The following is a 25,905-nucleotide window of genomic DNA, read 5'->3' as shown; positions in this document are numbered from 1 at the left end:
CCGGCCGGCCCGTGCTCAGGCGTCCAGGACGCCGCGCACGATCGAGTCCCCCGAGTGCGTCGGGTCGCCGTCGATCGGCTCGTTCGAGACGTCCACGACGGGGAACTCCCCGACGTCCAGGTTCTCGGGCAGCACGAACACGGCCTCGTCCCCGGCCATCACCCCGAGGCTGACCATCCGCTGCGCATCGGGGGCGAGCAGCCAGACCTCCTTGAACCCGTCCACGTCGGCGGGATCGGTCCGCACCACCAGTTGACGGGTCCCGTCCGGCCGCTCGTCCACCTCGGCCGAGCCGCGGGCGGTGTAACCGGCCAGGGGCTCCAGCTCGGCGGTGGCCAGCACCGTGGGATCCGGCTCCAGGCCCACCCGCTGCGCGCCCCAGACCGAGATGCCGCCCACGAACAGCGCCGCCGCCGCGGCGGCCGCGGCCAGCGGGTACGGCACCCCGCGCCGGGGCCTGCTCCGGCGGGCGTCGAGGTCGACGACGGTCGCCCCGCCGTGCCCTGCGCCGTCGTCGGCGGGCGTGCCGGTCCGGTGGCTCGTGGCGTCGTCGCGGGCGTCGTCGGACGCCTCGTCCGCCGCGTCCTCGGAGGCGACGTCCGGGACGTCCCCGCCCCGGGACCCGGCGAGCGGATCCGCCGCGACGCCGGCGGAGAGGCCCAGCTCGGCGTGGATGGCGGCCCAGACCCCGGGGCCGGGAGCCGTCAGGACGGGCGGCTCCGCCCGGCCGGCGCGGACGACGCGCTCCAGGGACGCGAGCTCGGCCGCGCAGTCCGGGCAGGAGGCGACATGCTGCTGGTCCTGGGCGTCGCGGGCCTCACCCAGAGCCAGGAGCGTCAGCGTCTCCTCACTCAGGTGTGCCATGACCGTCTCCCAATCGTGTTCGTAGGTTCGTGAGGCCGCGCCTCAGGTGGCTCTTGACCGTGCCGAGGGGCAGGTCCAGGTGCTGCGCGATCTGCTGGTGCGTGAGCTCCTCGTAGAAGGCCAGCGCCATGATCGTCGACCGGGGAGGCCCCAGCCGCTCGACCTCCGCGCGCACCACGAGCCGGTCCACGAGCAGGTCCGACTCCTCGTGTTGTTGCTCCCGGTCGGTGCGCACGGCGTCCGCCTGGCGCCGCTCCGCGTCGCGGCCGGCCGTCCTCGCGGCGTCGGCGATGCAGTTGCGGGCGATGCCGATGAGCCAGGCGGGGGCCGAGGAGTGCTCGGGGCGGTAGCCGGAGCGGTACTTCCACGCCCGGATGAAGACCTCCTGCACCACGTCGTCGGCGCCCGCGTCGTCGCGCAGGGCCCGGACGGCGAGTCCCCGGATGACCCCGGCGCAGTGCCCGTACACGGCACTCAGCGCCTGCTCGTCTCCCGCGGCGAACGCGGTGTCGAGCTCGGGTCCCCAGTCCGGGGGCGGCGTCGGCATCGTGGGGAGGCTCCTCGTGGGCCGGAGGTCGTGGTGGCGAGCGGTCGGGCGAGGTGCGGGCGTCCGCGTCGTGCCCAGCCTAGTGGACACCGGCCATGCGGTCATGCGCCTCTCGCCTCCTCCGTCGCTCAGGGCACCGGGACCGCCCGCAGCACCACGTTGTCCTCGTAGTCCCCGATCTCCTCCAGCCACTCCCCGCCGCACGTCACGAGGTGGAGCACCGGCTCCCCGGTCCGCCGGAACAGGTCCGCGTCCGCGAGGGACTTCTTGTGGACGTGCTGGACGGACTCGGTGCGGTAGCGCTGGACGCTGCCGTCCGCGCGCTCCACCCGGACCTCCGCCCCGACCGGCACGTCCTTGAGCCGGGCCATCGGCGTGACCTCGGTGAGGGTGTCGACGTGGCCGGCGACGACCGCGGCGCCCTCGTCCGCCCCGGGGGACGGACCGTGCCGGTACCAGCCCAGCTCCACGTGGTTGTCCGGAATGGTCATGGCCCCGTTGTCCTCGACCCCCACCGGGACCACCGGCATGTCGATCGGCGACCCGTCCACGACCACGCGCACCGGGGCGGGGATCTCCTCGGCGGGTGCCTGGGTGGCGGGGGCCACGGGGATCTCCGCGGGGGCGGCGGTGGACTGCGCCGCGCCCTCCGCGGGGACCGGACGGTCGGGGCCGGCGAGCGCCGGCACCGCGTCCTCGCCCGGGTACGGCCCCGCCGCCAGGGAGTACGCGGTCGGCGGCCCCCCGTTCTCGGGGAGAGCGGACACGGCCGCTGCCGCGAGCAGGGACACCGAGGCGACCGCCCCGGCACCCGCCGCCGCCAGACGACGACGACGGGTGCCGGGAACTGCCGGCCCGGGGGCGCGGTGGGCTGCTGCCTGCCGCGCCCCCGGACCGAGCCTGTCGGGACCGCTCACTACCGGCGGCTGCCCGCGAGCACCCGGCGGGCGCCGTACGCCGCGCCGATCAGCCCGAGCGCACCGGCGGCCGCGAGGCCGGCGGTCAGCATCGTGCGCTGCTCCTGGGCCGCGAGACCGGACTGGCCGCCCGGCACGGCCTCGGGCGCCTGCTCCATGCCCTCCAGGGTCTGGACGGCGAGGGCCAGGTTCCCGGCCTCGAGGGAGCCCCACGCGTACACGATGTTGTGGGTGCCCTCGGCCAGCTCGAGGTCGGCCGGGCCGATGACCGGCTCGGTGGTGCCCGCGGCGGCCACGGACGCCGAGACCGTGCCCGCGTCGACCGGCAGGGTCTCCTCGTTCGGGTTCTCGAGCCCGGTGATGACCGGCTGGCCGCCCGCGAGGACGTCCACGGCCGGGGCCGCGGCCACGTGCCGCACGGTGAGGTGCGACTTCCCGGCCTCGATCTCGGACATGTCGTTGGTGAACAGGGCGGCCGTGGGGCTGCCCTCCGCGTCCAGGTGGGCCGCGGCCGTGTAGCTCATGCCGGTCTGCAGGTCCGCGGTCACGGGGCCGATGATCGGCTCCGAGGCGTCGGCGGCGTCGGGGGCCGTGATGGCCAGGTCGTAGCTGCCGGCGGGCAGCTCCAGCGGACCGGCCAGGGTGCCCGGCTCGAAGTCGTCGAGGGTCAGCTCGCCGTTGACGTACACGTCCACGACGGTGTCGGGGACGCCGTGGAGCACGGACAGCTCCGCGTGCTCGGCGGCGAACGCCGGGCTCATGCTGAGGGCACCGGCACCGAGGCCGAGGACTGCTGCGGCGGAAAGGGTCTTGCGCATGGTAACTGCTCCTTGAACGGGCTCCCTGGCGGAAGCGGAATCGACCTTGCACCCGTACTACCGGCGTGGACCCCTCCGCGGATGCAGCAGGTCACATTTTTTTCGGAAAGTTCTTCCGGGACCGTTCCGCACCACAATGAGGAGGGCGGCGCCGCGGCTCGCGCGGCGCCGCCGGAGCACCCGACGGATCTCCAGGAGGAACCGTGGACACCCACCGCTTCACCGGCCGGACCGCCGTCGTGACCGGGGCCGGCTCGGGCATCGGGCGCGCCACCGCGCTGCGGCTGGCCGCCGAGGGGGCCACCGTGGTCGTCGCCGACCTGTCGGCGCGCCGGCTCGAGGCCCTGGTGGCGGACGAGCCTCGCCTGCCGCTGTTCCCCGTGGTCGCGGACGTCACGGACGAGGAGGCGGTGGGCCGCGTGCTGGCGGCGGCCGAGGGCCGGCTCGACGTCCTGGTCAACAACGCCGGGATCATGGACCGTTTCGAGTCCGTGGCCGAGGTCGACGACGCCACGTGGGAGCGGGTCTTCGCCGTCAACGTCGGCTCCGTGATGCGGCTGACCCGCGCGGCGATCCCGCTGCTGCGGGTCTCCGGCAGAGGAGCGATCGTGAACGTGGCGTCCGAGGCGTCGCTGCGCGGCTCCGCCGCGGGGGCGGCCTACACCGCCTCCAAGCACGCGGTGGCCGGGCTGACGAAGAGCACGGCCCTGATGCACGCGGCGGACGGCATCCGCACCAACGCGGTCGCCCCCGGGGCCACGGCCACGGCGATCGAGGCGCCCATGGGCTCGGACCTGTTCCCCGGCCGGATGGCGGCGTTCATGCAGAACATCCCCTACACGGCCACGGCGGAGCAGGTGGCCGCCGTGATCGTCTTCCTCGCGAGCGACGACGCCTCGAACGTCAACGGCGTGGTCATGCCCTCGGACGGCGGCTGGTCCGCCGTGTGAGGCCCGCGCGAGGGTGCACGCCCCCGCGCGGGCCCCGGCTCACTGCTCCTCGAGCGAGGAGGTCTCCTCGGGCTCCTCGAGGTCGACCTCCTGGTCCTGCTCCACGAGGTCGTCGGGGTTCGCCTCGAGGGAGGACGCCTCGGAGCGGTCGGGCTCGTGCGCCGGCGCCTCGTCGTCCTGGTCGTCCAGCTCCGGCCGCTCGGCGTCGATCGACTGCTCGAGCCGGTCGGCCTCGTCGTACTCGGGTACGTCGCTCATGGATGCCTCCTGCGTCGTGGGACCAACGGGACCACCGGTCGCGCGACCGGTCGTGTGCGTCCGACCCTACTCGTCCTGTCCTCTGTTCCCAGCCCCCTGACGGTCGGATAACGTGGTCTGCACCACAGGAAGCACCGCTCAACAGCAGGAGTTGTCCATCATGACGAGCCGATTCCACCGCTACGCCGAACTGTTCAAGAGCAAGGGCCCCTGGTGCACCGTCTACACGGACATCAGCACCGGCACCGTCGACTCGCTGCACGCCATCGACGTCCTTCCCGAGAACATCTGCCGAGAGCTGGAGCGCCAGGGCGCGAGCAAGGCCGATCTCGCCGCCGTGGAGGCGGCCGTGCGGCCGGCCGAGGGCGCGCCGGACCCGGTCTGCCGGTACCTGCTGGTGCGCGACGGCACCGTGGAGATCGACGAGGTCCTCCCCGGCCCCCGGGCCGGCCGCGGTGTCATCCAGGTGGAGGAGGTGCCCGACCTCACTCCCCTGTTCCGGCACCGCCCGGACGACTTCCCCTACGTGGTCGCCGAGGTGGGGCGCGACGGCGGCGAGATCCGCCTGCAGTACGCGAGCCGCGTCCGGAGCACGGACGAGCAGCAGATCGAGGGCGAGACCGAGCACCTGAAGAAGTTCCCCGGGGGCGGCTGGTCGCAGGGACGCTGGCAGCGGCACACCGAGGACGTGTGGCGGCGCAACACCGAGCAGGTGGCCGAGCAGATCGACAAGGTCGTCGCCGAGAGCGGGGCGCAGCTCGTGGTCCTGGCGGGGGACATGCGGGCCCGGGGGCTGGTCGAGGAGCAGCTGTCCAAGGCGAGCCGGGCGATGCTGAGCGTCGTCGACGCCAACACCCGCGCGGAGGGCAGCAAGTCCGCCGATTTCGACCACCAGGTCGAGGAGCGCGTGGCGGAGGTCGTGGCCCACCGCCAGCAGGAGCTGCTCGAGCGGCTCGCCGAGCAGCAGGGGCGGCCCGACCCCACTGCCGTCTCGGGGATGGAGCCCGTCGTCTCGGCCCTGCAGCAGGCGCAGGCGCAGACGCTGCTCATCGACGACACCCACCTGGACACGGAGCAGGAGCTCATCGCCCTGGACGCCGAGCCGTGGATCGCCGTCCAGGAGTCGGAGGCCGTGGGCGCCCGCGTGCTCGGCAGGGTCTCCGCCGACGCCGCGCTGGTGCGCGCCGCGGTGCTGACCGACGGCCGCCCCGTCTTCGTGCCGCCGGGGGCGCTGCCCAACGGCACGGACGTGGCGGCCCTGCTCCGCTGGGGCTCCGCACCGGCGCGCTGATCCCCGGACGACGAACTTCGTGCCTCCACGGAACTGCTCCCCGGACACCGGACCTGAATTCCTCAGCCGGCGTCCGGGGAGCAGTTCTCGGTGCGGGGGCCCTCGTCCGCTCCGCGCCCCGGGCCGGGGGCCCCGGCCCGGGCGGGGATCCCGGGCCGGGGCCCAGGATGAAGGGTCAGCGCCCCGGGGTCAGGAGATCAGCTCGCGGGCGGGAGTGTCCGCGGCGGAGGGCTTGCCCGCGTAGGCGCCGCGGTACGCGGCGGCCGGGTGGGTGCCCAGCACCTTGGCCTGCCCGGCGCCGTAGAGGTTCTCGCGCAGCGTGGTGCCCTCGTACCCGGTCCGGTAGCGGCCGCGCTTCTGCAGCTCCGGCACCACCCACTCCACGAAGTCCTCGAACGAGCCCGGGGACACGTGGTAGGCGAGGTTGATGCCGTCCAGCCCGCCGTCGTCGATCCACCGCTCGAGCTCGTCGGCCACGGTCTGCGGGGAGCCGACGATCGGCACGCCCATGCCGCCCATCGAGATGTGCTTGGCGACCTCCTTGACCGTCCACTTCTTGTGCGGGTCCGCGGTGGTGAACGGCGTGAGGAAGGACTGGATGGACTCGGTCTTGATGTACTCCAGGACGTCGTTCTCGTCGTAGCGGCCCAGGTCCACCCCGGACCAGCCGCCCACGAGGCCCAGCGCGCCGTCGGTGTCCGCGTACCGCTCGTAGTCGCGGCGCTTCTGCTCGGCCTTCGCGTCGGTCTCGTCGACGATCACGTGCAGCATGGCGAAGATCTTGAGGTCGTCCCGGCCCCGGCCGTTGGCCTCCGCCTCGTCGCGCAGCTTGTCGGTGACCACGCGGGTCAGGTCCGGGCGGATGCCGCCCACGAACACCGCCTCGGCGTGCCGGCCGGCGAACGCACGCCCGCGGGACGAGGCTCCGGCCTGGAAGATCAGCGGCGTGCGCTGCGGGGACGGCTCGGTCAGCCCGATCCCCGGGACGTCGAAGTACTTGCCGTGGTGCTGGATGGGGTGGACGAGCGCCGGGTCGGCGAAGATACCGTTGACCCGGTCCCGCTTGACCGCCCCGTCCTCCCAGGAGCCCTCCCAGAGCTTGTAGCAGACCTCCATGAACTCCTCGGCGATCTCGTAGCGCTCGTCGTGGGAGATCTGCTCCGTGAGCCCGTGGTTCTCCGCGGCGGACTTCAGGTAGGACGTCACCACGTTGAAGCCCATCCGGCCCTTCGTCAGGTGGTCCAGGGTCGCGAACTTCCGGGCCAGCGGATACGGCTGCTCGTAGGTGATCGCGCTGGTCACTCCGAAGCCGAGGTGCTTCGTCACGGCCGCCATCGCGGAGATCTGCATGAAGGGGTCGTTGACGGGGATCTGCGTGGCGTCCCTGATCACCGGGGCCGCGGAGTTCTGGTAGACGTCGTAGTACCCGACGACGTCCGCGAGGAAGAGCGCGTCGAAGAGCCCCTTCTCCAGGAGCTGGGCGACGTCCGTCCAGTACTCGATCGTGTTGTACTCGTCCGCCCGGGACCGGGGGTGCTTCCACAGGCCGGGGGCCTGGTGGCCCACGCAGGTCATGTCGAAGGCGTTGAGGGCGATGCGCTTGCTCATGGGTGTTCCTCCCGGGTCGATGCCGACCCGCGCCCGTGCGTCGTGGAGACCTGCTCGCGGGTCCGACGCACTGCTGGGCGCCGTACTTGCCGCGGAGCGTGTGCACCACGGCCCGATGTTCATCTGGGGCACCCCGCTACGGGAGAGGGTTGCCGCCCGACCAGCCAGAGCTTCGCGTCGGGACTCGTCATCGTCGTCGGGGAACAGCTTAGCGGGTCGCCCGGCACCCGGCGCAAGCCGGACCGCGCACCACGGCGCAGGCCAGGGGACGGTTCGGCCGGACCGGTTCGGTCGGCCGGGTCGGTCCGACGGTTCGGTCGGCCGGGTCGGTCCGACGGTTCGGTCCGACGGTTCGGTCGGCCGGTTCGGTCGGCCGGTTCGGTCGGCCGGTTCGGTCCGACGGATCGGCCGGGCGGCTCAGGCGGGCGGGGCGAGCGGCGGGGTCCGGCCCGGGTCCAGGGTCCAGCCCCGCCGGAGCCGGACGCGGAGCTCGATCAGGGGGCAGGTGTCCATGACCACCTCGAGGCCGGCCTGCTCCGCCCGGGCGGCCGCGTCCTCGTCGACGACGCCGAGCTGCAGCCACACCGCCGCGGCGCCCGCGGCGATGGCCTGGTCCACGACCGCGCCGACGCGGCGGGAGTTGACGAAGCAGTCCACCACGTCGATCGGCCCCGGGACCTCGGCGAGGGTGCGGAAGCCGGGCTCGCCGTGCACCGGCTCGCCCTTCGGGTTCACCGGGACGATCGTCATGCCGAGGTCGTCCCGGATCTGCTTCGCCACCGAGTGGGCCGGACGGGCCGTGTTGCCGGTCAGCCCCACCACGGCCCACCGGCCGGGCCGGGTCATGAGGCGGTCGATGACGGCGGGGTCGTTTCGGGTCATGGCACCAGCCTGGCACGGCGCCCTCCCCCGCACGACCCCTGACGCCGCTCTCCTGCTTCTCCGCTCTCCCGCTCTCCCACCCTCCTGCTGCCCCGCTCTCCCACCCTCCTGCTTTCCCGCGAGGTTGCCGGTGTCGGCGACCGCGGCGTGTCCGGTCGCCGACACCGGCAACCTCGCGCGGCGGGTACTCGCGAGGTGCTCGCGCGGGGGCCTTCGCGGGGGGCTCTCGCGCGGGGTCAGGACACGGGACGGCCGCGGATCGCCGCCCGCACGAGAGCCACCGCGCGCGGCACGGTGCCGCACGGCGTCACCACGTCCTCCACGAGGTCACGGTGGGTGATGCGGACCTCGGTCCAGCCCGCGGCCTCCGTGCGGCGCTGACGCCGGATGTCGATCTCGCGCTGGCCGGCGCGGTCGTGGTGGGCGCCCTCGTACTGGATGCTGACCCGAGCGGACTCGACCGCGAGGTCCGGCAGGACCTCCGTGCCGTCGGGGGCGACGACCCGGCGGTCGGTCTCCACCTCCTCGATCCCGTGCTCCCCCAGCAGCAGGCGGAGCCGGGTCTCCGGGGCCGAGTCCGCACCCTGTGCGGACAGCTCTGCGGCGATCCGGAGCATGCGCACGCCCCGCCGCCCTGTGTACCGGACGAGCAGCCGCATCAGCTCGGCTTTCGGCAGCAGAGGAGGGACGCCGCTCCGCAAGCCGTGACGGTGCTCGCAGACGGCGCCGTCGACGCAGACCACCAGCTCGTCCGGGCCCAGCACCGGGGCCAGGTCCAGCAGTGTCCGCACCGGGACCGTCACTTCGACGCCCGCCACGCGCACGGTCTCCCACGGAGCGAGGTCCGCGTGGTGCCCGGCCACCCCACGGCGTCTGGGCGGCACCCCGTCGTCGGCGCGGGTGATGTGGATCGGCGCGACGTCCTGCAGCCGCCGCGGCAGCCGGAGGTTCCAGACGATCCCGGCGCTCGCATGGCTGAGCGCACCGCCCGGGGTCAGCGCGAGCACGGGGCGGGCGCCGGCGAGAACCGCGCTGCGCGCCGCGCCCTCGACGTCGGTCCCGGGTCCGTGCCGGACGACCTCGTGCACGCCGCGGGAGAGGGTGCGGTAGCGCAGACCGCGACGCTGGGAGTCGGTGACGCCCAGGGCGTCGGCCTCGGCGGCCGTGAACGGACCGGGCAGGAGCGGGGCGGGAACGGGTCGCGGTGCGGGCATGGCACGACTCAACAGCCCGCCGGGGGCGGCGGACCGCGTGGACACCGGGCTGTGGAGCCAGGACCACCGCGCGAGAGTGCACCTGTCGGCGACCGACGGCGCGTCGGTCGCCGACAGATGCAACCTCGCGCAGGAGGAGGAGCAGGGGGGGAGGGGTCAGGAGAAGAGGGGCAGGCGGTCCGCGTGCGCACCCAGCTCCGTGCGCTCCTGCGCGGTCAGCTCGGCCCGGCCGGTGCCCACGCGGGCGAAGTGCTCGTCGCTCCAGTGCTCGAGCGGTTCCCGCTCCCACAGGTCGGTGAGCACCCGGCGGACCTCGGCGAGCCCGTCCGCGGCGGGGCCCGGGGAGCCGTCCAGGTGCCGGATCAGGTCCAGATGGTGCACCGTGGCCTCCACCGCGAGGGTGCTCAGCAGGTCCTCGACGCGCAGCACGTGGCCCTCGGTGCGGACCGCGCCGTCGCCGCAGTGCTCCGCCGCGTGCACGAGTGCCCGGGTGGTCTCGCGGTGGAGCTCCCGCACCGGGTCCCAGTCCAGCACCATGGACGCGGCCACGCGAGCGCGGCGCCGCTGCTCGGCGGCCGCCGCGGGATCGCCGCCCCAGTCCGTCCAGTAGGTCGCGGCGTCCCGGTCCGGGCGGGCGGTCGTGGGCGTGTGCAGGGCGACCAGCCCCTGCAGCGCGTCCGTCGTGCAGTGCTGGACCAGGTCCCGGACCGACCAGCCCGTGCACCCCGTGGCGGCCCAGGAGTCGTCGTCGCCGAGCCCGTCGAGGACCGCGCCGAACGCCGCGAAGGCGTCGCGCACCAGATCCGCCCGGACCGGGGTTCTGCGGCTCGTCATGGGTCCATGGTGGGGCACGGAGGACCCTCGTGCCAGCGATGTGTCGCGACGCCCGCGGATGCGACGGATTTGCCAGGGGACACGCCGAGGACGTTCAATGGGCCCGTAACCATCCGGAGCGGCTGAGAGACCTGGCTCGTCGACGTCGCAGCAACCGGCACGGATCCGCCTGATCCCCCGTGCGAGGTGCTAATGCCAGGACCGATGGAGTTGATCATGAGCACTTCTCTGCTGAGCCCTGCGCCGCCCGCCGCCCCGAACCCGTCGAAGCGCGCCTTCTCCGTGGCGTTCGAGCACGTCGGCAAGGCGTTCCCGGCCGGCCGCGAGACGCACCACGTCCTGCAGGACGTCGACGTCACGGTCCGGCCCGGCGAGGTCCTGGCGGTCCTCGGGCCCTCGGGCTGCGGCAAGTCCACCCTGCTGCGCGCCGCCGCGGGCCTCGACACCGCCTCGGCGGGCCGGGTGCTCATCGACGGCACCCCCGTGTCCGGGATCGACCCGCGCTGCGCGGTCGCCTTCCAGGAGCCCCGCCTGCTGCCGTGGCGCTCCGTGCGCGAGAACGTCCGCCTGGGCCTGCCCCGCGGGCTCCCCCGGGACGAGGGGGACGCCGTGATCGACGACCTGCTGCGCCTGGTCGGGCTCACCGCGCACGCGGGCCACCGTCCCCGCGCGATCTCCGGCGGCATGGCCCAGCGCGCGTCCCTGGCCCGGGCCCTGGCGCGCAACCCGGGGGTCCTGCTGCTCGACGAGCCCTTCGGCGCGCTCGACGCCCTGACCCGCCTGCAGATGCAGGACCTGCTGCTCACCGTCCACGCGGCCCAGCCCACCACCGTCCTGCTCGTCACCCACGACGTCGACGAGGCGCTGCAGCTCGCGGACCGGATCGTGGTCCTGGGCCGGACCGGGCCCACCGCTCCCGCCTCGATCAGCACGGTCCTCACGGTCCCCGGCGAACGCCCCCGGGACCGGGCCTCCGAGGTCCTCGCCGGGCTGCGCGTGCAGCTCCTCGGCCACCTGGGCGTCGACGTCCACCACCCCGCGGCCCGCTGACGCGGCCCGCTCCCGCTCTCCTCCCGCTCTGCCCCTGCTCTGCTCGCAGGACCGGCGGCGTCACCCGCCCGCGCCGACCGCCCCGTCCGCCCACCACGAAAGGCCCCGCCGTGCCCCTCTCCCACCGTTCCGTCCGCACCGTCCCCGCGCTCGCCGCCGTCCTGGCCCTCGGCCTGACCGGGTGCATGGCGGGCGAGGGCTCCGGCGAGGCCCCCGCGCAGGCCGCCGGGGGCGGCACGGTCCGCGTGGACTGGGCCACCTACAACCCGCTCTCCGTGGTGATCAAGGAGAAGGGCTGGCTCGAGGCCGCCTTCGCCGAGGAGGACACCGAGGTGGAGTGGGTGCAGTCCGCCGGGTCGAACAAGGCCAACGAGGCGCTGCGCGCGGAGGCCGTGGACATCGGCTCCACCGCGGGCTCCGCGGCGCTGCTGGCCCGCAGCAACGGCACCCCCATCCAGGTGATCGACCTCTACTCGCAGCCGGAGTGGTCCGCCCTGGTCACCGCCCCCGGCACCGGGGTGCAGGAGGTCACGGACCTCGAGGGCCGCACCGTGGCCGCGACCAAGGGCACCGACCCGTACTTCTTCCTGCTCCAGGCCCTCGACGAGGCCGGGGTGGCCGCCGAGGACGTCACGGTCCAGAACCTGCAGCACGCCGACGGGCGCGCCGCTCTGGAGAACGGCCAGGTGGACGCCTGGGCGGGGCTGGACCCGATCATGGCCGCCGCGGAGGAGAACGGCGCGGAGCTGTTCTACCGCAACGTCGACTTCAACACGTACGGCTTCCTGAACGCCCACGAGAACTTCCTCGAGGAGCGGCCAGAGGCCGCCCAGACCGTGGTGGACGTCTACGCCTACGCCCGGGAGTGGGCGCAGGAGAACTCCGCGGAGACGGCGCAGCTGCTGTCCGAGGCGGCCGGGATCGAGCTCTCCGTGGCGGAGGCGGTGCTCGAGCGCACCAACCTGGACATCGACCACGTGCCCGGGGACGAGCAGCTGGCGGTCCTCGAGAAGGTCGGGCCGATCTTCGTCGACTCCGACGACGTCGCCGACCAGGAGCAGATCGACGAGGCGCTCGCGAGCCTCGTGGAGAGCTCCTACGCCGAGGACGCCGACGCCTCCCGCGCGGCCGAGCTGATCGAGGGCCGGCAATGACGCAGCCGCTGACACCCGCCCAGGAGACGGAGCGTCCTGAGGACGCACCCGCGGCCGCGACGGCCACCCGGCGGCGGCCGCTGCTGCGCGCCGCGCTGGGCCTGCTGCTGCCCGCGGCGCTGCTGGTCCTGTGGCACGTGCTGTCCGCCGCCGGGGTGTTCAGCGCCGTGCAGCTGCCGGCTCCGCTCGCGGTGCTCGAGGCCGGGATCGGCCTGCTGGCCGGCGGGGACCTCTGGACCCACGTGGGCATCTCGAGCCAGCGGGTGCTGATCGGCTTCCTGCTCGGGGCCGGGCTCGGCCTCATGGCCGGGTCCTTCATCGGCCTCTCCCGGTGGGGCTCCACGCTGGTGGGTCCCACCATCGGGGCGTTCCGGGCGGTGCCGTCCCTGGCGTGGGTGCCGCTGCTGCTGCTGTGGATCGGCCTCGGCGAGGACTCCAAGGTCACGCTGGTGGCCATCGGCGCGTTCTTCCCCGTCTACACCACCGTCTCCGCGGCCCTGCAGCACGTGGACCGCAACCTCATCGAGGCGGCGCGGGCCTTCGGGCTCCACGGGCTGCGCCTGCTCACCACGGTCCAGCTGCCGGCCGTCATGCCCTCGGTCATCTCGGGGCTGCGCCTGGCGCTGGCCCAGGCCTGGCTGTTCCTCGTGGCCGCCGAGCTCCTGGGCGCCTCCATGGGCCTGGGCTGGCTGCTCACCGACTCGCAGAACAACGGGCGCACCGACCGCCTGCTGCTGGCGATCGTCCTGCTCGCGGTGCTCGGCAAGCTCTCGGACGCCCTGCTGGGCGTGTTCGAGAAGTGGGCCGTGCGGAAATGGGCCTGACCCGTGCGCCCGGCACCGTGGAACCGTCGTCCGTGCAGCCAGGAAAGGACCGCAGCACCGTGAGCTTCAGCTGGAGCAACCCCTCCTCCCCCACCCCCAATCCCGCGCTCGTCTCCGACGAGGCCCGGATCGCCTTCTGGGAGGGCCAGGCCTCCCGGCTCGACTGGGCCGAGCCGTGGCGGACGGCCCACCGCTTCGAGGCGCCGCGGCGGATCGGCGAGGACGAGCAGGGCAGCCCCACGTGGTCGGTCCCCGAGATCGCGTGGTTCGAGGGCGGGAAGCTCAACGTGGCCCACAACTGCGTGGACCGCCACGTCGAGGCCGGCCGCGGCGCCCACGTGGCCCTGTACTTCGAGGGCGAGCCCGGCGACCGACTGGTCTACACCTACGCCGATCTGCAGCGGGAGGTCTCCCGCGCCGCCAACGCCCTGCTCGCCCTCGGCGTCGAGCAGGGCGACCGGGTGGTGATCTACCTCCCGGTCATCCCGGAGACCGTCATCATCACGCTGGCCTGCGCCCGCATCGGGGCGGTGCACTCCCTGGTCTTCGGCGGCTTCTCCGCGGAGGCGCTGCGGTTCCGCGTCGAGGACACCGGCGCCAAGGTCCTCGTGACCACGGACGGGCAGCACCGGCGCGGGGCCGTGGTGCCCGTGAAGGCCGTCGCGGACGAGGCCTGCGGCGGCGACAACGCGATCGAGCACGTCGTCGTCGTCCGCCGCACCTCCCGGCCGGGCCGCACGGACCTGCCGCGGGGCACCCGGGGGACGCACTCCAAGGACGAGGACGCCGTCCCGTGGACGCGCGGGCGCGACGTGTGGTGGCACGAGCTGGTAGCCGAGCAGTCCGACGTGCACGAGCCCCAGGCGTTCGACGCCGAGACGCCGCTGTTCATCATCTACACCTCCGGGACCACCGGCAGGCCCAAGGGCCTGGTGCACACGATGGGCGGCTACCTCGTGCAGACCGCCTACACCCACGCCCTGCTGTTCGACCTGCTGCCCGACGTCGAGGACGAGGACGGCGAACTGCGCCCGGACGAACTGGCGACCGTCAACGACCCCGCGAAGGTGGACTCGACCGTCCACTGGTGCACCGCCGACCTCGCGTGGGTCACCGCGCACACCTACGAGATCTACGGGCCCCTGGTCAACGGCGTGTCCGAGGTGATCTACGAGGGCACCCCGAACACCCCGCACTGGGGCCGGCACTTCGAGGTGATCGAGCGCTACGGGGTCACCGCCTACTACACGGCGCCCACGCTGATCCGCTCCCTGATGGGGGCGTTCCCGAAGGGCGTGCCGCCGCTCTACAACCTCAACTCCGTCCGGCTGCTCGGCTCCGTGGGGGAGTCGATCAACCCGGAGGCGTGGCGCTGGCTGCGCGCCCAGCTGGGCCGGGACGAGGTGCCGTTCGTGGACACGTGGTGGCAGTCCGAGACGGGCGCCACCGTGATGTCCCCCCGCCCGCACGACCCGCAGTTCGCGCCCCCGGGGACGTTCGACGACGGAGCGCCGCACACCGCCCTGAAGCCGGGCTGCGCCACCCGGGCGGTCCCGGGGATCTCCACCCGCGTGGTGGACGAGGCCGGGGAGCCGGTCCCGCCCGGGGTGCAGGGCTTCGTGGTGGTGGACCGGACCGGCCCCTCGATGGCCCGCACCGTGTGGGGCGACCCGCAGCGCTACCTCTCCTCCTACTGGCAAGCCTACGCCGAGCAGGGCTGGTTCCTGGCCGGGGACGGCGCCCGCTGCGACGAGGAGGGGGACATCTACATCCTGGGGCGGGTCGACGACGTCATCAACGTCTCCGGGCACCGGCTGTCCACCATCGAGATCGAGTCGGCGCTCGTCACCCACCCGTGGGTGGTCGAGGCCGGTGCCGCGCCGGTGCGCGACGAGCTGACCGGCCACGCGGTGCTCGCCTACGTGGTGCTGACCTCCGAGGCCGCCCGCGTCCCGGCGGACGAGCTGACCGCCGCGCTGCGGGAGCACGTGGCGCACGAGATCGGCCCCATCGCCAAGCCCCGGGCGGTCGTGGCGGTCCCGGACCTGCCGAAGACCCGCTCCGGGAAGATCACCCGGCGCCTGCTCGCGCAGCTGTGGGAGGGGGCGCCGCTGGGCGACCGGTCCTCGCTGCAGAACGAGGAGGCGCTGGAGCACATCGCCGAGGTCCTGGCCGCACGGCGGCAGGACCACGGCGACGCCGGGTGACGGCCCGCGACCTCCTCCGCAAGGACGTTGAGACTTGTGACGTCCCAGTCCGCACCGCCCCTAGGATGAATGCCGTGAACGACACCCCCCGCCCCGCAGGAACCGGCCGCCCTGCACCGGCCGGGCTGCTGCCCGGGCTGCCGAACACCGAGCTCAAGCTCGCCATGGCCGGCTCCGGCGCCCTGTTCTCGGCCTACGTCCTGGTGCACCTGCTCGGGAACCTGAAGGTCTACCAGGGCGAGGAGAAGTTCAACGCCTACGCCACGTTCCTCCGCACCGCCGGTGCCCCCGTGCTGCCGCGCGGCACCGTGCTCTGGGCGGCACGCGGCGTGCTGGCCACCGGTCTGCTCGTCCACGTCGGCGCCGCCGCGGTGCTCACCGCGCGGTCCTGGGCCGCGAACGGGACGCTGCTGCCGCGCACCGGCCGGCGCCCGCGGGGGCGCCGTCGCTCCCCCTGGGCGGTGGCGAAGCGCTCGATGCGCAGCACGGGCGGCGTGCTCGGGCTGTTCACGGCCTTCCACATCCTCGACCTGACCCTGGGCGCCCGGCCCGCCGCGGCCCGGGGCTTCGAGCACGGCAGCGCCTACGCCAACCTCGTGGCCAGCCTGTCCCGCCCGCCCGTGGCCGCGGCGTACGCCGTGTCCATGGCGGCGCTGGCCGCCCACCTGGTGCACGGCATCCCGGAGATCGCCAACGACGTCGGCGTGCCCGGGGACCAGCGGTTCCAGCGGCGGCTGCGGATCGCCGCGAACGCCTTCGGCGCCGCCGTGGCCGCCGGCAACACCACGATCCCCGTGGCCGTGCTGACCCGCGCGGTGCGCTGAGCCCCGTGGCCGCCCCTCCCCCGCCGGCGGGGCGGCCTCCCGCGGAACGACTTGCCGCGGGACCGGGCACCTGCCGGCGAACGAGCACGAGACGACCTCCGACGAGACGACAAGGACCCGAGCGAGTGAGCACCTTCTCCCTGACCGTGGACGTGTGGCGCCAGCCCTCCCCGGAGGAGCCCGGGGACTTCACGGCCTACGACGTCCCGGACGCGAGCCCGGAGATGACCGTGCTCGAGCTGCTCGACCGGATCAACGCACAGCTGGAGGCCGCCGGCGAGGACCCGGTGGTCTTCGACGACGGCTGCCGCGAAGGGATCTGCGGCAAGTGCGGGGTGACGGTCGACGGCGTGGCGCACGGACCCGAGCGCAACGCCGCGAGCTGCATGCAGCACCTGGGCGCCTACCGGGACGGGGACCGGGTGCGCATCGAGCCCCTGCGGGCGTCCTCCTTCCCCGTCAAGCAGGACCTCTCCGTGGACAAGAAGGCGCTGCGCCTGGTGGCGAAGGCCGGGAAGTTCCCGGTGGCGATGAAGGCACTGGCCAACGGCGGCTGCATCAGCTGCGGGGCGTGCGTGGCGTCCTGCCCCAACGGCTCCGGCCAGCTCTTCGTGGGCACGATGCTCAAGGAGCTGCCGCCGCTGGCCAAGGACGACGCCGAGCGCCGGGAGCGCTCGGCCAGGGTGATCGACGCGGCGGAGGAGCAGTTCGGCCCCTGCTCCCTGCTCGGCGACTGTGTGGAGGTCTGCCCGGCCGGGCTGCCGATCGAGAACCTCTCCGCGGTGGCGCAGGAGTACCTGCGCAACCGGTTCCCGCGCCGGGGCGGGGACGCGCCGGAGCCGCGGTGACCCCGCGCGGCGTGTCTTGCCGCGCGGGGAGGTGACTGCTACTTTTCGGGCACGTCTTCGAGACCCGTGAGGTGGATCACATGAGCGAGCGCCCCGGCAACATCGTTCCCGAACAGGGAGAGTTCGACTACGAGCCGGAGGACCGCGACCCCGCTCGCGCCCCCGGCAGGACCTGGCTCTACCGCGGCCTCGGCGTGCTCCTGGCCCTGCTGGTCTGGTTCCTGCTCGGCGGCGCGGAGGTCTCGGCCGACGCCCGGATCGTGGGCGCCGTCGCCGCGCTGATGGCGGTCTGGTGGATGACCGAGGCGGTGCCGCTGTCGATCACCTCGCTGCTGCCCATCGTGCTCTTCCCGGTGCTCACCGCGCTCGAGGTCTCCGAGGTCACGGCGCCCTACGCCAACCCGATCGTGTTCCTGTTCCTGGGCGGCTTCCTGATCGCGATCGCCATGCAGAAGTGGAACCTGCACCGCCGGATCGCGCTGCTGACCCTGCGCCGCGTGGGCACCCACCCCCGGCAGATCATCCTGGGCCTGATGATCTCCACGGCCTTCCTGTCGATGTGGGTGTCCAACACGGCCACCACGCTGATGATGCTGCCCATCGGCCTGTCCGTGCTGACCCTGGTGGTCGAGAACAGCAGGCACGCCGGCACCCGGGCGGAGGCCGGGGCCATGGGTGAGGACATCCGCTCCGGCAAGGCCATCAGCGACGTCATCGACGACCGCGACGTGCGCCTGTTCGGCGTGGCCCTGGTCCTGGCGATCGCCTGGGCGGCCACCATCGGCGGGCTGGGCACGCTGCTGGGCTCCCCGCCCAACGCCATCGTGGCCGGCTACATCAGCGAGGAGCTGGGCCGGACCGTGGGCTTCGCGCAGTGGATGATGCTCGGCGTGCCCATCGTGATCGTCTTCATCGGGCTCGCGTGGCTGATCATCACCCGGGTCATCTTCCGCTTCCACCTCGACGAGGTGCCGGGCGGCAAGGAGCTGATCAACGAGGAGATCGCCGCCCTCGGCCCGATGAGCCAGGGCGAGAAGATCGTGCTGGGCGTGTTCGTGACCGCGGCGTTCTTCTGGATCGTCCCGGGACTGCTCTCCGGGATCGGCGACATCGGCGAGCAGCTGCCCTGGCTGGACCTCTTCGACGACACGGTGGTCGCCATCGGCGCCGGCGTGCTGCTCTTCCTGCTCCCCGGCGACAAGCAGGGGAACATGACCCTGGAGTGGAACGACGCCGAGGAGGGCCTGCCCTGGGGCGTGCTCCTGCTCTTCGGCGGCGGCCTGTCCCTGGCCGCCGCGGTGGCCGGCACGGGCCTGGACGCCTGGTTCGGCGAGCAGGTCAGCGGGCTGGGCGCGCTGCCGATCGTGCTGCTGCTGGCCGCGGTCGTGCTGATCGTGCTGCTCCTGACCGAGATCACGTCCAACACCGCCACGGCCGCCACGTTCATCCCGATCCTGGGCGGGGTCGCCGTCGGCATCGGGGTGGACCCCATGACGCTGCTCATCCCGGCGGCGCTGGCGGCCACGTGCGCGTTCATGCTGCCGGTGGGCACCCCGCCCAACGCCATCGTCTTCGCCACCGGCCAGGTCAAGATCGCCGAGATGGTGCGCGGCGGCGTGGTGCTCAACATCGTGGGCGTCATCCTGATCACGATCTTCACCGTGCTGATCGGCCCGTTCGCGCTGGGCCTGGTGATCTAGCGGGCCCGCCGGCGCCGGGACCAGCGGCGGACGAACTTCTCCGCCTCCACGATGACCAGCACGGTGGAGCCCACCAGGACGGCCAGCAGCCATTCGGAGGCGTCCAGCGGCGCCAGCCCCATGAGCCCCGCCGAGACCGGCCACGCCAGGACGCCCCAGTGCAGCGCCAGGGCGGCGAACGAGGTGAGCACCAGGGGCTTGTTGCCCAGCAGGTCGAGCTGGAACAGGGACCTGCGCTCGGCACGGGCGCTCATGACCTGGAAGAAGCTGAACAGCACGAACGTGGTCAGGGCGAGGGATCGGGCATGGACCTCGTCGGCGCCGGCCTCCAGCGCGGAGACGAAGACGGCCAGCACGCCCAGGGCCATCCACACGGCGGTGATGCCGGCCCGGAACCACAGCGTCCGGGAGAGCACGCCCTCGGACCGGGGCCGGGGCGGCCGGGTCAGCTCGTCGCCCTCCGCGGCCTCGAGGGTCAGCGCGATGTCCTGGACCCCGTTCGTGACGAGGTTGATCCACAGCAGCTGGACGGGCAGGAAGAGCAGCGGCCGGTCGGCCACCACGCTCAGCGACACCGCGACCAGCGCCGCGGCCCCCGTGGAGAGCAGGAAGAACGTGGCCTTGCGGATGGCCGCGAAGGTGACCCTGCCCTGCCGCACGGCGTGGACGATGGTGACGAAGTTGTCGTCGGTCAGCACCAGGTCCGCGGCCTCCCGGGCCACGTCGGTCCCGGACCTGCCCATGGCCACGCCGATGGAGGCGGCCTTCAGGGCCGGGGCGTCGTTCACCCCGTCGCCGGTCACGGCCACGACGTGGTCCCGGTCCTGCAGCACCCGGACGATGCGCAGCTTGTCCTGCGGGGCGACCCGGGCCGCCACGCTGGTCCGCTCCAGCCGGGCCGCGAGCCCGTGGTCGTCGAGCCCCGCCATCTCGGCGCCGGTCAGCGCGGCGTCCTCGACGGGCAGCCCCAGCCGTTCGGCCACGGCCATCGCCGTCACCGGGTGGTCCCCGGTGATCATCTTCACCTGGATACCGGCCCGCAGGCACTCCGCGACGGCCTCCGCCACTCCCGGGCGCGGCGGGTCCGCCATGCCCTCCAGGCCCAGCAGCAGCAGCCCTCCCGGCGGCGGCAGCGGATCGGGCAGCTCCTCGTCGTCGTCGAGGACACGCGCGCCGGTCGCGATGACCCGCAGCCCGTCGCGGCCCATCGCCTCGTTGGCGGCCAGGACCAGGTCCTCGTCGAGCGGCCCCGGGCCCCCTGACCGGGCGAGCGCCACCGAGCGCTCCAGGACGGCCTCGGGGGAGCCCTTGACGTGCAGGACCCGCCGGCCCTGCGCGTCGCGGCGGACCGTCTGGCTGTACCGCAGGTGCGGTTCGTACGGCTGGTGGGCCACGGGCGGCGCACCCCGCTCCTCCTCGGTGAGCGCACCGAGGGACACGGCGACCGCGGCCATGGCGGCGTCGACCGCGTCCCCGGCGTACGCCGCTCCGCCGTCCCCGTCCACGGCCTCGGCCTCGGCCCGGGGCACGGCCTCGTTGGTCAGCGCCCCGGTCCGGAGCACGGCGCGGAGCAGCTCGGAGTCCGCCGCTGCGGGACGCCCGTCGACGAGGTCCGCCCCCGCGTCCGCCGCCCAGACCCGTTCCACGGTGAGCCGGTTCTGGGTCAGGGTGCCGGTCTTGTCGGAGCCGATCGTGCTCGTCGAGCCCAGCGTCTCGACCGCCGGCAGCGTCCGGACGATGGCGTGGTGCCGGGCCATGCGGGAGACCCCGACGCTCATCGCCACGGTCAGCACGATCGGCAGCGACTCCGGCACCGTGGCCACCGCCAGCGCCACCGCGGTGCGGAACATCTGCGAGGGCTCGTTGCCCAGGAGCAGCCCCACCACGAAGACCACGACCACGGACACCAGGACGACCAGTCCGATCCGGCGCTCCAGCGAGTGCGTGAGCACCTGCAGCGGGCTCTGCCCGGAAGGCCCCTGCACGAGCTCGTTGATGGCCCCCAGCTCGGTCCGTTCCGCGGTGGCGACGACCACGCCCCGGCCGCGGCCGCTGGTGACGAACGTGCCGCTGAACGCGATGTCCGTCCGGTCCGCCGTCCCCGCGGCCTCCGGCACCGGCGCCGTCCGCTTGGCCGCGGCGCGGGACTCCCCGGTGAGCATGGACTCGTCGACCCGCAGTCCGTTGGCCTCCAGCAGCCGCAGATCGGCCGGCACCCGCTCCCCGCTCTCCAGCAGCACCACGTCCCCGGGCACGACGTCCGGGCCGGCCACCGTGCGCTCCTGCCCGTCCCGCAGCACACGGCAGGACGGGGTGGACAGCGAGCGGAGGGCGCGCACGTCCCGCTCCGCCTTGCGCTCCTGGTAGAAGCCCAGGGCGGCGTTGACCAGCAGCACCACGAAGATGGCGGTCGCGTCCACCCAGTGCCGCTGGACCGCGGTGACCGCTCCGGCGAGCAGGAGCACGAAGATGATGGGGCTCACGAACTGGCGCAGCAGCACCGTCCACCAGGGCGCCGCCTCCGCGACGGGCAGGACGTTGGGGCCGAGGTCGGCCAGCCTCGCGGCGGCCTCGTCCGCGCCGAGCCCGCCGGCAGGGGCCGACAGGGCCTCCAGGACCTCGCCGGTGCTCAGGGCGTGCCAGGCAGGGCTCTGCGGGGTGCCCGTCGTGGCCGGTCGTGGGGCGGAGCGCATGACGGACCTTCCCGTGCGTCGGGGCGGCTGTGCTCCCAGTCTAGGGGCCGCCCCGGCCCGGTTGGCGCGGGGCGGCCCGGGGCAGCACAATGGGAGGCAGCCATCCCGAGCGGCCGAGAGACCTGGATCGACGACGCCGCAGCAACCGTGGTCGACGTCGCAGACCGCACGGTGCTACCGCCAGGACCGATGGAGCAGCGCACCCCCGGCCCGCTCGCCCGGGTCCGTCTCCGCCCGGGACCGTCCAGCGGCACCACTCGCACGAGGAGTTCTCCCCATGGCCGACCACCAGTTCGGGTTCCGCACCCGCGCCCTGCACGCCGGGGGCACCCCCGACGCCGAGCACGGCGCCCGCGCGGTCCCGATCTACCAGACCAGCTCGTTCGTCTTCAAGGACGCCGACGACGCCGCCAACCTGTTCGCCCTGCAGAAGTACGGCAACATCTACTCCCGCATCGGCAACCCGACCGTCGCGGCGTTCGAGGAGCGCATCGCCTCCCTCGAGGGCGGCATCGGCGCCGTGGCCACCGCCTCCGGGATGTCCGCCGAGTTCCTCGTGTTCGCCGCGCTCGCCCAGGCCGGGGACCACATCGTGGCCTCCGCGCAGCTCTACGGGGGGACGGTCACCCAGCTGGACGTCACCCTGCGCCGCTTCGGCATCGAGACCACGTTCGTCCCGGGCACGGACCCCGCCGACTACCGGGCCGCCGTGCGCCCGGGGACGAAGGCCGTCTACACGGAGGTCGTGGCCAACCCGTCCGGGGAGATCGCCGACCTGGAGGGCCTCGCCGCGGTCGCGCACGAGGCCGGCGTCCCGCTCATCGTCGACTCGACGATGACCCCGCCCTACCTGATCCGCCCGTTCGAGCACGGGGCGGACATCGTCATCCACTCGGCGACCAAGTTCCTGGGCGGCCACGGCACCACGCTGGGCGGCGTCGTCGTCGAGTCCGGCCGCTTCGACTGGGCGAACGGCAACTTCCCGTCCATGACCGAGCCGGTGCCGACGTACAACGACGTCACCTGGTGGGGGAACTTCGGGGAGTACGGGTTCCTGACCAGGCTGCGCACCGAGCAGCTGCGGGACATCGGCCCCGCCCTGGCGCCCCAGTCCGCGTGGAACCTGCTCCAGGGCGTCGAGACGCTGCCGCAGCGGATGGACGCGCACCTGGCCAACGCGCACGTCGTCGCGCGCTGGCTGGAGGAGGACCCGCGCGTCTCCTACGTCGACTGGGCGGGGCTGCCGAGCCATCCCCACCACGACCGGGCGCAGAAGTACCTGCCCCTCGGCCCGGGCGCCGTGTTCGCGTTCGGGGTCTCCCCCACCGAGCGGCTCGGGGGACGGGAGGTCGGCGCCCGCTTCATCGAGAACCTGCAGCTGGCCAGCCACCTGGCCAACATCGGCGACGCCCGCACCCTCGTCCTGCACCCGGCCTCGACCACCCACCAGCAGCTGAGCGCCGAGCAGCTGCTGCGGGCCGGGGTGCGGGAGGACCTCATCCGCCTGTCGGTGGGCCTCGAGGACGTCGAGGACATCCTCTGGGACCTGGACCAGGCCCTCTCCGCGGCGACCGGGCTCTCCCGGGAGTCCGCACCGACCGCCGAAGGAGTGCTCCGATGACCGCCGAGACCCGCACCTGGACGGGGCCGAGCGCCCCCGAGCGGCTGAAGATCCTGCACGGCACCGAGTCGATCGCCATCGTGGGCGCCTCCGACAAGCCCTCCCGCGCCTCCTACTTCGTCTCGACCTACCTGCTGTCCTCCTCGCCGTACCGGGTGTACTTCGTCAACCCGGTGCTGCGGGAGATCATGGGCCGGCCGGTCTACCCGTCGCTGGCGGACCTGCCGGAGGTCCCCGACGTGGTCGACGCGTTCCGGCGCCACGACGACCTCCCGGACGTGGCCCGCGACGCGGTGGCCGTCGGGGCCAGGACGCTGTGGCTGCAGCTGGGCTCCTGGCACGAGGAGGCCGCGCGGATCGCCGAGGAGGGCGGGCTCACGGTGGTCATGGACCGCTGCGTGAAGATCGAGCACGCCCGCTTCCACGGCGGGCTCCACCTGGCCGGCTTCAACACCGGGGTCATCTCGGCGAAGCGGCAGGTCCTGGCCTGAGACGCGGAACGGTCCCGGAGGCCTGGGGCCTCCGGGACCGTTCCGCGCCGCGAGCGGCAGGCCGCTACGCGCGCTCGAGGACGAACCGCACGTCCGCCTTCAGGCTCTGGCTGACCACGCAGTAGCGCTCCGTGGCCCGCGCGAGGCGCTCCAGCGCGCTGTCGTCGAGCTCCGCGTCCACCCGGGCGGTCACCACGACGTCCTGGACCCCGACGGGCACGGTCCGGTCGACGCCCAGCGTGCCGCGGGCGTCGAACATGCCGTCGGCGGTCAGCTCGGCCGAGCGCACCTCCACGCCCATGGCAGTGGCCACGCTGCGCAGGGTCACCCCGGCGCAGGCCAGGAGGGCGTCGAGGAGCATGTCCCCGGAGCAGGCGTCGCTGCCGTCCCCGCCGGTGGCGGCGTGCGGTCCGCCCCGCACGGGGCCCGCCCAGGTGTCGACCGTGCAGGTCAGTCCGGGGTCCCGGAAGTCGCCGTGGGAGTGCAGGGGCGTGCGCGCCGCCCCGGGGTCCTCCCGGTAGCGGTCCTTGAGGGGAGCCTGGAGCTGTCGGAGCTCCGTGGCGGTCATCTGGGTTCGAGATTCCATGCTGTCACTGTAGAGCGTCCGGCGCGGACGGCACCACGCGGGGCGTCCGCACCGGTCCGCTCAGCGGGCGCGCTCGGCCACGCGGTCCTCCCAGTAGGCGCGGGTGGTCACCACGTCCGTGCCGTCCCAGGCGCCCAGTCCGGACAGGCCCGGGACGTCGCCGCTGTGGAAGATCGGCTCGACCCCCTGCTGGCGCTGGGCCTCGTAGTTCTTGAGCACCCGGACGGCCACGCCGGAGAGCAGGACCAGGGCCACCAGGTTGATGGTGGCCATGACCGCCATGAACAGGTCGGCCAGGGACCAGACGAGGTCCAGGGCCAGCACGGCGCCGCCGAAGACGAACACCAGCACGAGCACGCGGTAGGCGGTCATCGCCGCGGCCGAGCCCGTGAGGAAGCGGATGTTGGACTCGCCGTAGTAGTAGTTGCCGATCACGGACGTGAACGCGAACAGGAAGATCGCCACGGTCAGGAAGTGCACCGCCCAGTCGCCCAGCTGCAGGGCGAGCGCGGACTGGGTGAGGGACGCGCCCTCCCGGCCGCCGAGCTCGGGGTCCGAGAGGAGCACGATGAACGCGGTGATCGAGCAGATCAGCCAGGTGTCGAAGTACACGCCGAGCGCCTGCAGGAAGCCCTGCTTGGCGGGGTGGGACACGGACGCGGTGGCCCCGGCGTTGGGGGCGGAGCCCATGCCGGCCTCGTTGGAGAACAGGCCGCGCTTCATGCCCTGGATGATGACGCCGATGAGCCCGCCGGTGACGAACTCGCGGATGCCGAAGGCCCCCTCCAGGATCTGGCCGAGCACCGCGGGGACCTCGCCGACGTTCAGCACGACCACGAGCAGGCCCAGCAGGACGTAGAGCACGGCCATGAACGGGACGACGATCTCGGAGACCGCGGAGATCCTGCGGATGCCCCCGAAGATGATCGCCGCGGTCAGCCCGACGAGCACCGCGCCGACCAGGATCCGGAACCACAGGACCTCGGCGGCGGCGACGTCCACGCCGAGCGAGCCGCCCAGCGCGTCCACGATCGAGTTGGACTGCACGGAGTTGAACACGAACCCGTAGGTCAGGGTGATGACGACGGCGAACAGCAGCCCCATCCAGCGCGCGCCGATGCCGCGCTCCATGTAGTAGGCGGGTCCGCCCACGTACCCGGTGGGGGCCTTGATCTTGTACAGCTGGCCCAGCAGGGACTCCGTGAACGCGCTCGCGGCGCCGATCCCGGCGATCACCCACATCCAGAACACGGCGCCCGGCCCGCCCAGGCTGATGGCGATCGCGACGCCGGCGATGTTGCCGGTGCCCACGCGGGACGCGGCGGAGACGGTGAAGGCCCGGAACGCGGAGATGCCCTTCTTGCCGTCCCCGGCCAGGCCGGGCTTGTCGCCCAGCACCCGGAACATCTCCGGGACCAGCCGCAGCTGCACCACACCGGTGCGGACGGTCAGGTAGAGGCCCACCCCGATGAGGATGGCGAAGACCACGTTCCACACCCAGCCGCCGAGGGTGCCGACGAGATCGGTGACGAGTTCCATTGCAGCTCCGAACTGTGACGACGCGGTCCCCGGCGTGGGGTCTGCGGGGGTCCGCGTGAACGACCGGGCGCAGCGGTCGCGCGCCCCGACGGAACTCTAGTGGACGTGACCGGCGTCTCGTCCCCCTCGGTCTGCGCCGAGGTCGCGGCCGACGGCGACCGGACGGTGCCCGGTCGCCGTCGGCC

Annotated in this window: 23 protein-coding genes and 3 riboswitches; of the genes, 11 read left to right on the top strand and 12 right to left on the bottom strand. The window is 73.5% G+C overall.

All coding sequences use genetic code 11. The features are described from left to right. Positions 1-15: 15 nt before the first annotated feature. The 4 genes from AVL61_RS17370 to AVL61_RS08140 form a co-directional block, all read right to left on the bottom strand. The gene (locus AVL61_RS17370) at positions 16-864 is read right to left on the bottom strand and encodes an anti-sigma factor (RefSeq protein ID WP_082697030.1); all 849 of its coding nucleotides are present in this window, start codon (positions 862-864) and stop codon (positions 16-18) included. After that, positions 848-1,411, bottom strand: a complete 564-nt coding sequence (locus AVL61_RS08150) for an RNA polymerase sigma factor (protein ID WP_058873861.1) — start codon at positions 1,409-1,411, stop codon at positions 848-850. Before AVL61_RS08150 ends, AVL61_RS17370 begins: the two co-directional genes overlap by 17 nt. Positions 1,412-1,539: 128 nt before the next feature. After that, complete coding sequence (locus AVL61_RS08145) at positions 1,540-2,178, bottom strand: class F sortase (RefSeq protein WP_157571345.1); 639 nt, start codon at positions 2,176-2,178, stop codon at positions 1,540-1,542. A gap of 149 nt (positions 2,179-2,327) precedes the next feature. Next, positions 2,328-3,146, bottom strand: a complete 819-nt coding sequence (locus AVL61_RS08140; protein ID WP_058873859.1) for a DUF4397 domain-containing protein — start codon at positions 3,144-3,146, stop codon at positions 2,328-2,330. 203 nt (positions 3,147-3,349) lie between these two features. On the opposite strand from AVL61_RS08140, the gene AVL61_RS08135 reads away from it, so the two are divergent. Continuing rightward, positions 3,350-4,096, top strand: coding sequence for an SDR family NAD(P)-dependent oxidoreductase (locus tag AVL61_RS08135; protein WP_058873858.1), 747 nt, complete (start codon positions 3,350-3,352; stop codon positions 4,094-4,096). Between the two features lie 39 nt (positions 4,097-4,135). Here the strand turns inward: AVL61_RS08135 and AVL61_RS08130 are convergent, their stop codons facing one another. Beyond that, positions 4,136-4,354 (bottom strand): hypothetical protein, encoded by a 219-nt coding sequence (locus AVL61_RS08130; protein WP_058873857.1) that lies wholly within the window; start codon positions 4,352-4,354, stop codon positions 4,136-4,138. A gap of 160 nt (positions 4,355-4,514) precedes the next feature. On the opposite strand from AVL61_RS08130, the gene AVL61_RS08125 reads away from it, so the two are divergent. Continuing rightward, the gene (locus AVL61_RS08125) at positions 4,515-5,645 is read left to right on the top strand and encodes a baeRF2 domain-containing protein (RefSeq protein ID WP_058873856.1); all 1,131 of its coding nucleotides are present in this window, start codon (positions 4,515-4,517) and stop codon (positions 5,643-5,645) included. Positions 5,646-5,834: 189 nt separating this feature from the next. On the opposite strand, the gene AVL61_RS08120 is transcribed toward AVL61_RS08125, so the two are convergent. The 4 genes from AVL61_RS08120 to AVL61_RS08105 all read right to left on the bottom strand — a co-directional run bounded on the left by AVL61_RS08120 (position 5,835) and on the right by AVL61_RS08105 (position 10,183). Then, positions 5,835-7,253, bottom strand: coding sequence for an LLM class flavin-dependent oxidoreductase (locus AVL61_RS08120; protein ID WP_058873855.1), 1,419 nt, complete (start codon positions 7,251-7,253; stop codon positions 5,835-5,837). A 77-nt stretch (positions 7,254-7,330) separates the two neighbouring features. Beyond that, positions 7,331-7,445, bottom strand: a riboswitch (SAM riboswitch). Between the two features lie 225 nt (positions 7,446-7,670). Beyond that, positions 7,671-8,135: a CoA-binding protein gene (locus tag AVL61_RS08115; RefSeq protein ID WP_058873854.1), complete on the bottom strand. Its 465-nt coding sequence runs from the start codon at positions 8,133-8,135 to the stop codon at positions 7,671-7,673. Between the two features lie 236 nt (positions 8,136-8,371). Further along, positions 8,372-9,349 (bottom strand): hypothetical protein, encoded by a 978-nt coding sequence (locus AVL61_RS08110; protein WP_058873853.1) that lies wholly within the window; start codon positions 9,347-9,349, stop codon positions 8,372-8,374. Between the two features lie 156 nt (positions 9,350-9,505). Next, positions 9,506-10,183, bottom strand: coding sequence for a maleylpyruvate isomerase N-terminal domain-containing protein (locus tag AVL61_RS08105; RefSeq protein WP_058873852.1), 678 nt, complete (start codon positions 10,181-10,183; stop codon positions 9,506-9,508). Positions 10,184-10,289: 106 nt separating this feature from the next. Then, positions 10,290-10,394: riboswitch (SAM riboswitch) on the top strand. 5 nt (positions 10,395-10,399) lie between these two features. On the opposite strand from AVL61_RS08105, the gene AVL61_RS08100 reads away from it, so the two are divergent. The 7 genes from AVL61_RS08100 (at position 10,400) to AVL61_RS08070 (ending at position 18,790) form a co-directional block, all read left to right on the top strand. Continuing rightward, positions 10,400-11,233 (top strand): ABC transporter ATP-binding protein, encoded by an 834-nt coding sequence (locus AVL61_RS08100; RefSeq protein ID WP_058873984.1) that lies wholly within the window; start codon positions 10,400-10,402, stop codon positions 11,231-11,233. A gap of 110 nt (positions 11,234-11,343) precedes the next feature. Further along, positions 11,344-12,387, top strand: coding sequence for an aliphatic sulfonate ABC transporter substrate-binding protein (locus AVL61_RS08095; RefSeq protein WP_058873851.1), 1,044 nt, complete (start codon positions 11,344-11,346; stop codon positions 12,385-12,387). Then, positions 12,384-13,211 carry an ABC transporter permease gene (locus AVL61_RS08090; RefSeq protein ID WP_058873850.1) on the top strand — a complete coding sequence of 276 codons (828 nt, stop codon included), beginning with the start codon at positions 12,384-12,386 and terminating at the stop codon, positions 13,209-13,211. Before AVL61_RS08095 ends, AVL61_RS08090 begins: the two co-directional genes overlap by 4 nt. 59 nt (positions 13,212-13,270) lie before the next feature. Further along, complete coding sequence (locus AVL61_RS08085) at positions 13,271-15,418, top strand: AMP-binding protein (protein WP_058873983.1); 2,148 nt, start codon at positions 13,271-13,273, stop codon at positions 15,416-15,418. A gap of 65 nt (positions 15,419-15,483) precedes the next feature. Next, positions 15,484-16,242, top strand: a complete 759-nt coding sequence (locus AVL61_RS08080) for a succinate dehydrogenase/fumarate reductase transmembrane subunit (RefSeq protein ID WP_408669416.1) — start codon at positions 15,484-15,486, stop codon at positions 16,240-16,242. A gap of 125 nt (positions 16,243-16,367) precedes the next feature. Further along, complete coding sequence (locus tag AVL61_RS08075; protein ID WP_058873848.1) at positions 16,368-17,090, top strand: succinate dehydrogenase/fumarate reductase iron-sulfur subunit; 723 nt, start codon at positions 16,368-16,370, stop codon at positions 17,088-17,090. A gap of 80 nt (positions 17,091-17,170) precedes the next feature. Further along, positions 17,171-18,790, top strand: coding sequence for an SLC13 family permease (locus AVL61_RS08070; protein WP_058873847.1), 1,620 nt, complete (start codon positions 17,171-17,173; stop codon positions 18,788-18,790). Here AVL61_RS08070 and AVL61_RS08065 read toward each other — a convergent pair. Continuing rightward, entirely contained in the window at positions 18,787-21,483 is a 2,697-nt protein-coding gene (locus AVL61_RS08065) for a cation-translocating P-type ATPase (protein ID WP_058873846.1), read from the bottom strand. The two genes, AVL61_RS08070 and AVL61_RS08065, sit on opposite strands and share 4 nt — an antisense overlap. Positions 21,484-21,580: 97 nt before the next feature. Next, positions 21,581-21,679: riboswitch (SAM riboswitch) on the top strand. A gap of 81 nt (positions 21,680-21,760) precedes the next feature. Between AVL61_RS08065 and AVL61_RS08060 the strand changes: the two genes are divergently transcribed. Next, on the top strand, positions 21,761-23,104 hold the full coding sequence (locus AVL61_RS08060) for an O-acetylhomoserine aminocarboxypropyltransferase/cysteine synthase family protein (protein WP_058873845.1): 1,344 nt from the start codon (positions 21,761-21,763) through the stop codon (positions 23,102-23,104). Next, entirely contained in the window at positions 23,101-23,595 is a 495-nt protein-coding gene (locus AVL61_RS08055; protein WP_058873844.1) for a CoA-binding protein, read from the top strand. Before AVL61_RS08060 ends, AVL61_RS08055 begins: the two co-directional genes overlap by 4 nt. Positions 23,596-23,659: 64 nt before the next feature. On the opposite strand, the gene AVL61_RS08050 is transcribed toward AVL61_RS08055, so the two are convergent. Next, positions 23,660-24,181, bottom strand: a complete 522-nt coding sequence (locus tag AVL61_RS08050) for an OsmC family protein (protein WP_197412668.1) — start codon at positions 24,179-24,181, stop codon at positions 23,660-23,662. 60 nt (positions 24,182-24,241) lie between these two features. After that, a complete protein-coding gene (locus tag AVL61_RS08045) occupies positions 24,242-25,720 on the bottom strand; it encodes an alanine/glycine:cation symporter family protein (protein ID WP_058873842.1) in 1,479 nt (492 codons plus the stop codon). Between the last annotated feature and the right edge of the window lie 185 nt (positions 25,721-25,905).

It is taken from the genome of Kocuria rosea subsp. polaris, assembly GCF_001483755.1.
GTDB lineage: Bacteria > Actinomycetota > Actinomycetes > Actinomycetales > Micrococcaceae > Kocuria > Kocuria cellulosilytica.
The sequence above is the reverse complement of the archived record's forward strand: the minus strand, read 5'-3'. Positions and strand labels throughout refer to the sequence as shown.

Bases quoted from the DNA above. Each gene is read 5' to 3' on its own strand.
- AVL61_RS08110 (WP_058873853.1), bottom strand. From the start codon at position 9,349: ATGCCCGCACCGCGACCCGTTCCCGCCCCGCTCCTGCCCGGTCCGTTC.
- AVL61_RS08100 (WP_058873984.1), top strand. From the start codon at position 10,400: ATGAGCACTTCTCTGCTGAGCCCTGCGCCGCCCGCCGCCCCGAACCCG.
- AVL61_RS08065 (WP_058873846.1), bottom strand. From the start codon at position 21,483: ATGCGCTCCGCCCCACGACCGGCCACGACGGGCACCCCGCAGAGCCCT.
- AVL61_RS08150 (WP_058873861.1), bottom strand. From the start codon at position 1,411: ATGCCGACGCCGCCCCCGGACTGGGGACCCGAGCTCGACACCGCGTTC.
- AVL61_RS08080 (WP_408669416.1), top strand. From the start codon at position 15,484: ATGAATGCCGTGAACGACACCCCCCGCCCCGCAGGAACCGGCCGCCCT.
- AVL61_RS08115 (WP_058873854.1), bottom strand. From the start codon at position 8,135: ATGACCCGAAACGACCCCGCCGTCATCGACCGCCTCATGACCCGGCCC.
- AVL61_RS08090 (WP_058873850.1), top strand. From the start codon at position 12,384: ATGACGCAGCCGCTGACACCCGCCCAGGAGACGGAGCGTCCTGAGGAC.
- AVL61_RS17370 (WP_082697030.1), bottom strand. From the start codon at position 864: ATGGCACACCTGAGTGAGGAGACGCTGACGCTCCTGGCTCTGGGTGAG.
- AVL61_RS08060 (WP_058873845.1), top strand. From the start codon at position 21,761: ATGGCCGACCACCAGTTCGGGTTCCGCACCCGCGCCCTGCACGCCGGG.
- AVL61_RS08140 (WP_058873859.1), bottom strand. From the start codon at position 3,146: ATGCGCAAGACCCTTTCCGCCGCAGCAGTCCTCGGCCTCGGTGCCGGT.
- AVL61_RS08050 (WP_197412668.1), bottom strand. From the start codon at position 24,181: ATGGAATCTCGAACCCAGATGACCGCCACGGAGCTCCGACAGCTCCAG.
- AVL61_RS08070 (WP_058873847.1), top strand. From the start codon at position 17,171: ATGAGCGAGCGCCCCGGCAACATCGTTCCCGAACAGGGAGAGTTCGAC.
- AVL61_RS08125 (WP_058873856.1), top strand. From the start codon at position 4,515: ATGACGAGCCGATTCCACCGCTACGCCGAACTGTTCAAGAGCAAGGGC.
- AVL61_RS08055 (WP_058873844.1), top strand. From the start codon at position 23,101: ATGACCGCCGAGACCCGCACCTGGACGGGGCCGAGCGCCCCCGAGCGG.
- AVL61_RS08120 (WP_058873855.1), bottom strand. From the start codon at position 7,253: ATGAGCAAGCGCATCGCCCTCAACGCCTTCGACATGACCTGCGTGGGC.
- AVL61_RS08045 (WP_058873842.1), bottom strand. From the start codon at position 25,720: ATGGAACTCGTCACCGATCTCGTCGGCACCCTCGGCGGCTGGGTGTGG.
- AVL61_RS08130 (WP_058873857.1), bottom strand. From the start codon at position 4,354: ATGAGCGACGTACCCGAGTACGACGAGGCCGACCGGCTCGAGCAGTCG.
- AVL61_RS08105 (WP_058873852.1), bottom strand. From the start codon at position 10,183: ATGACGAGCCGCAGAACCCCGGTCCGGGCGGATCTGGTGCGCGACGCC.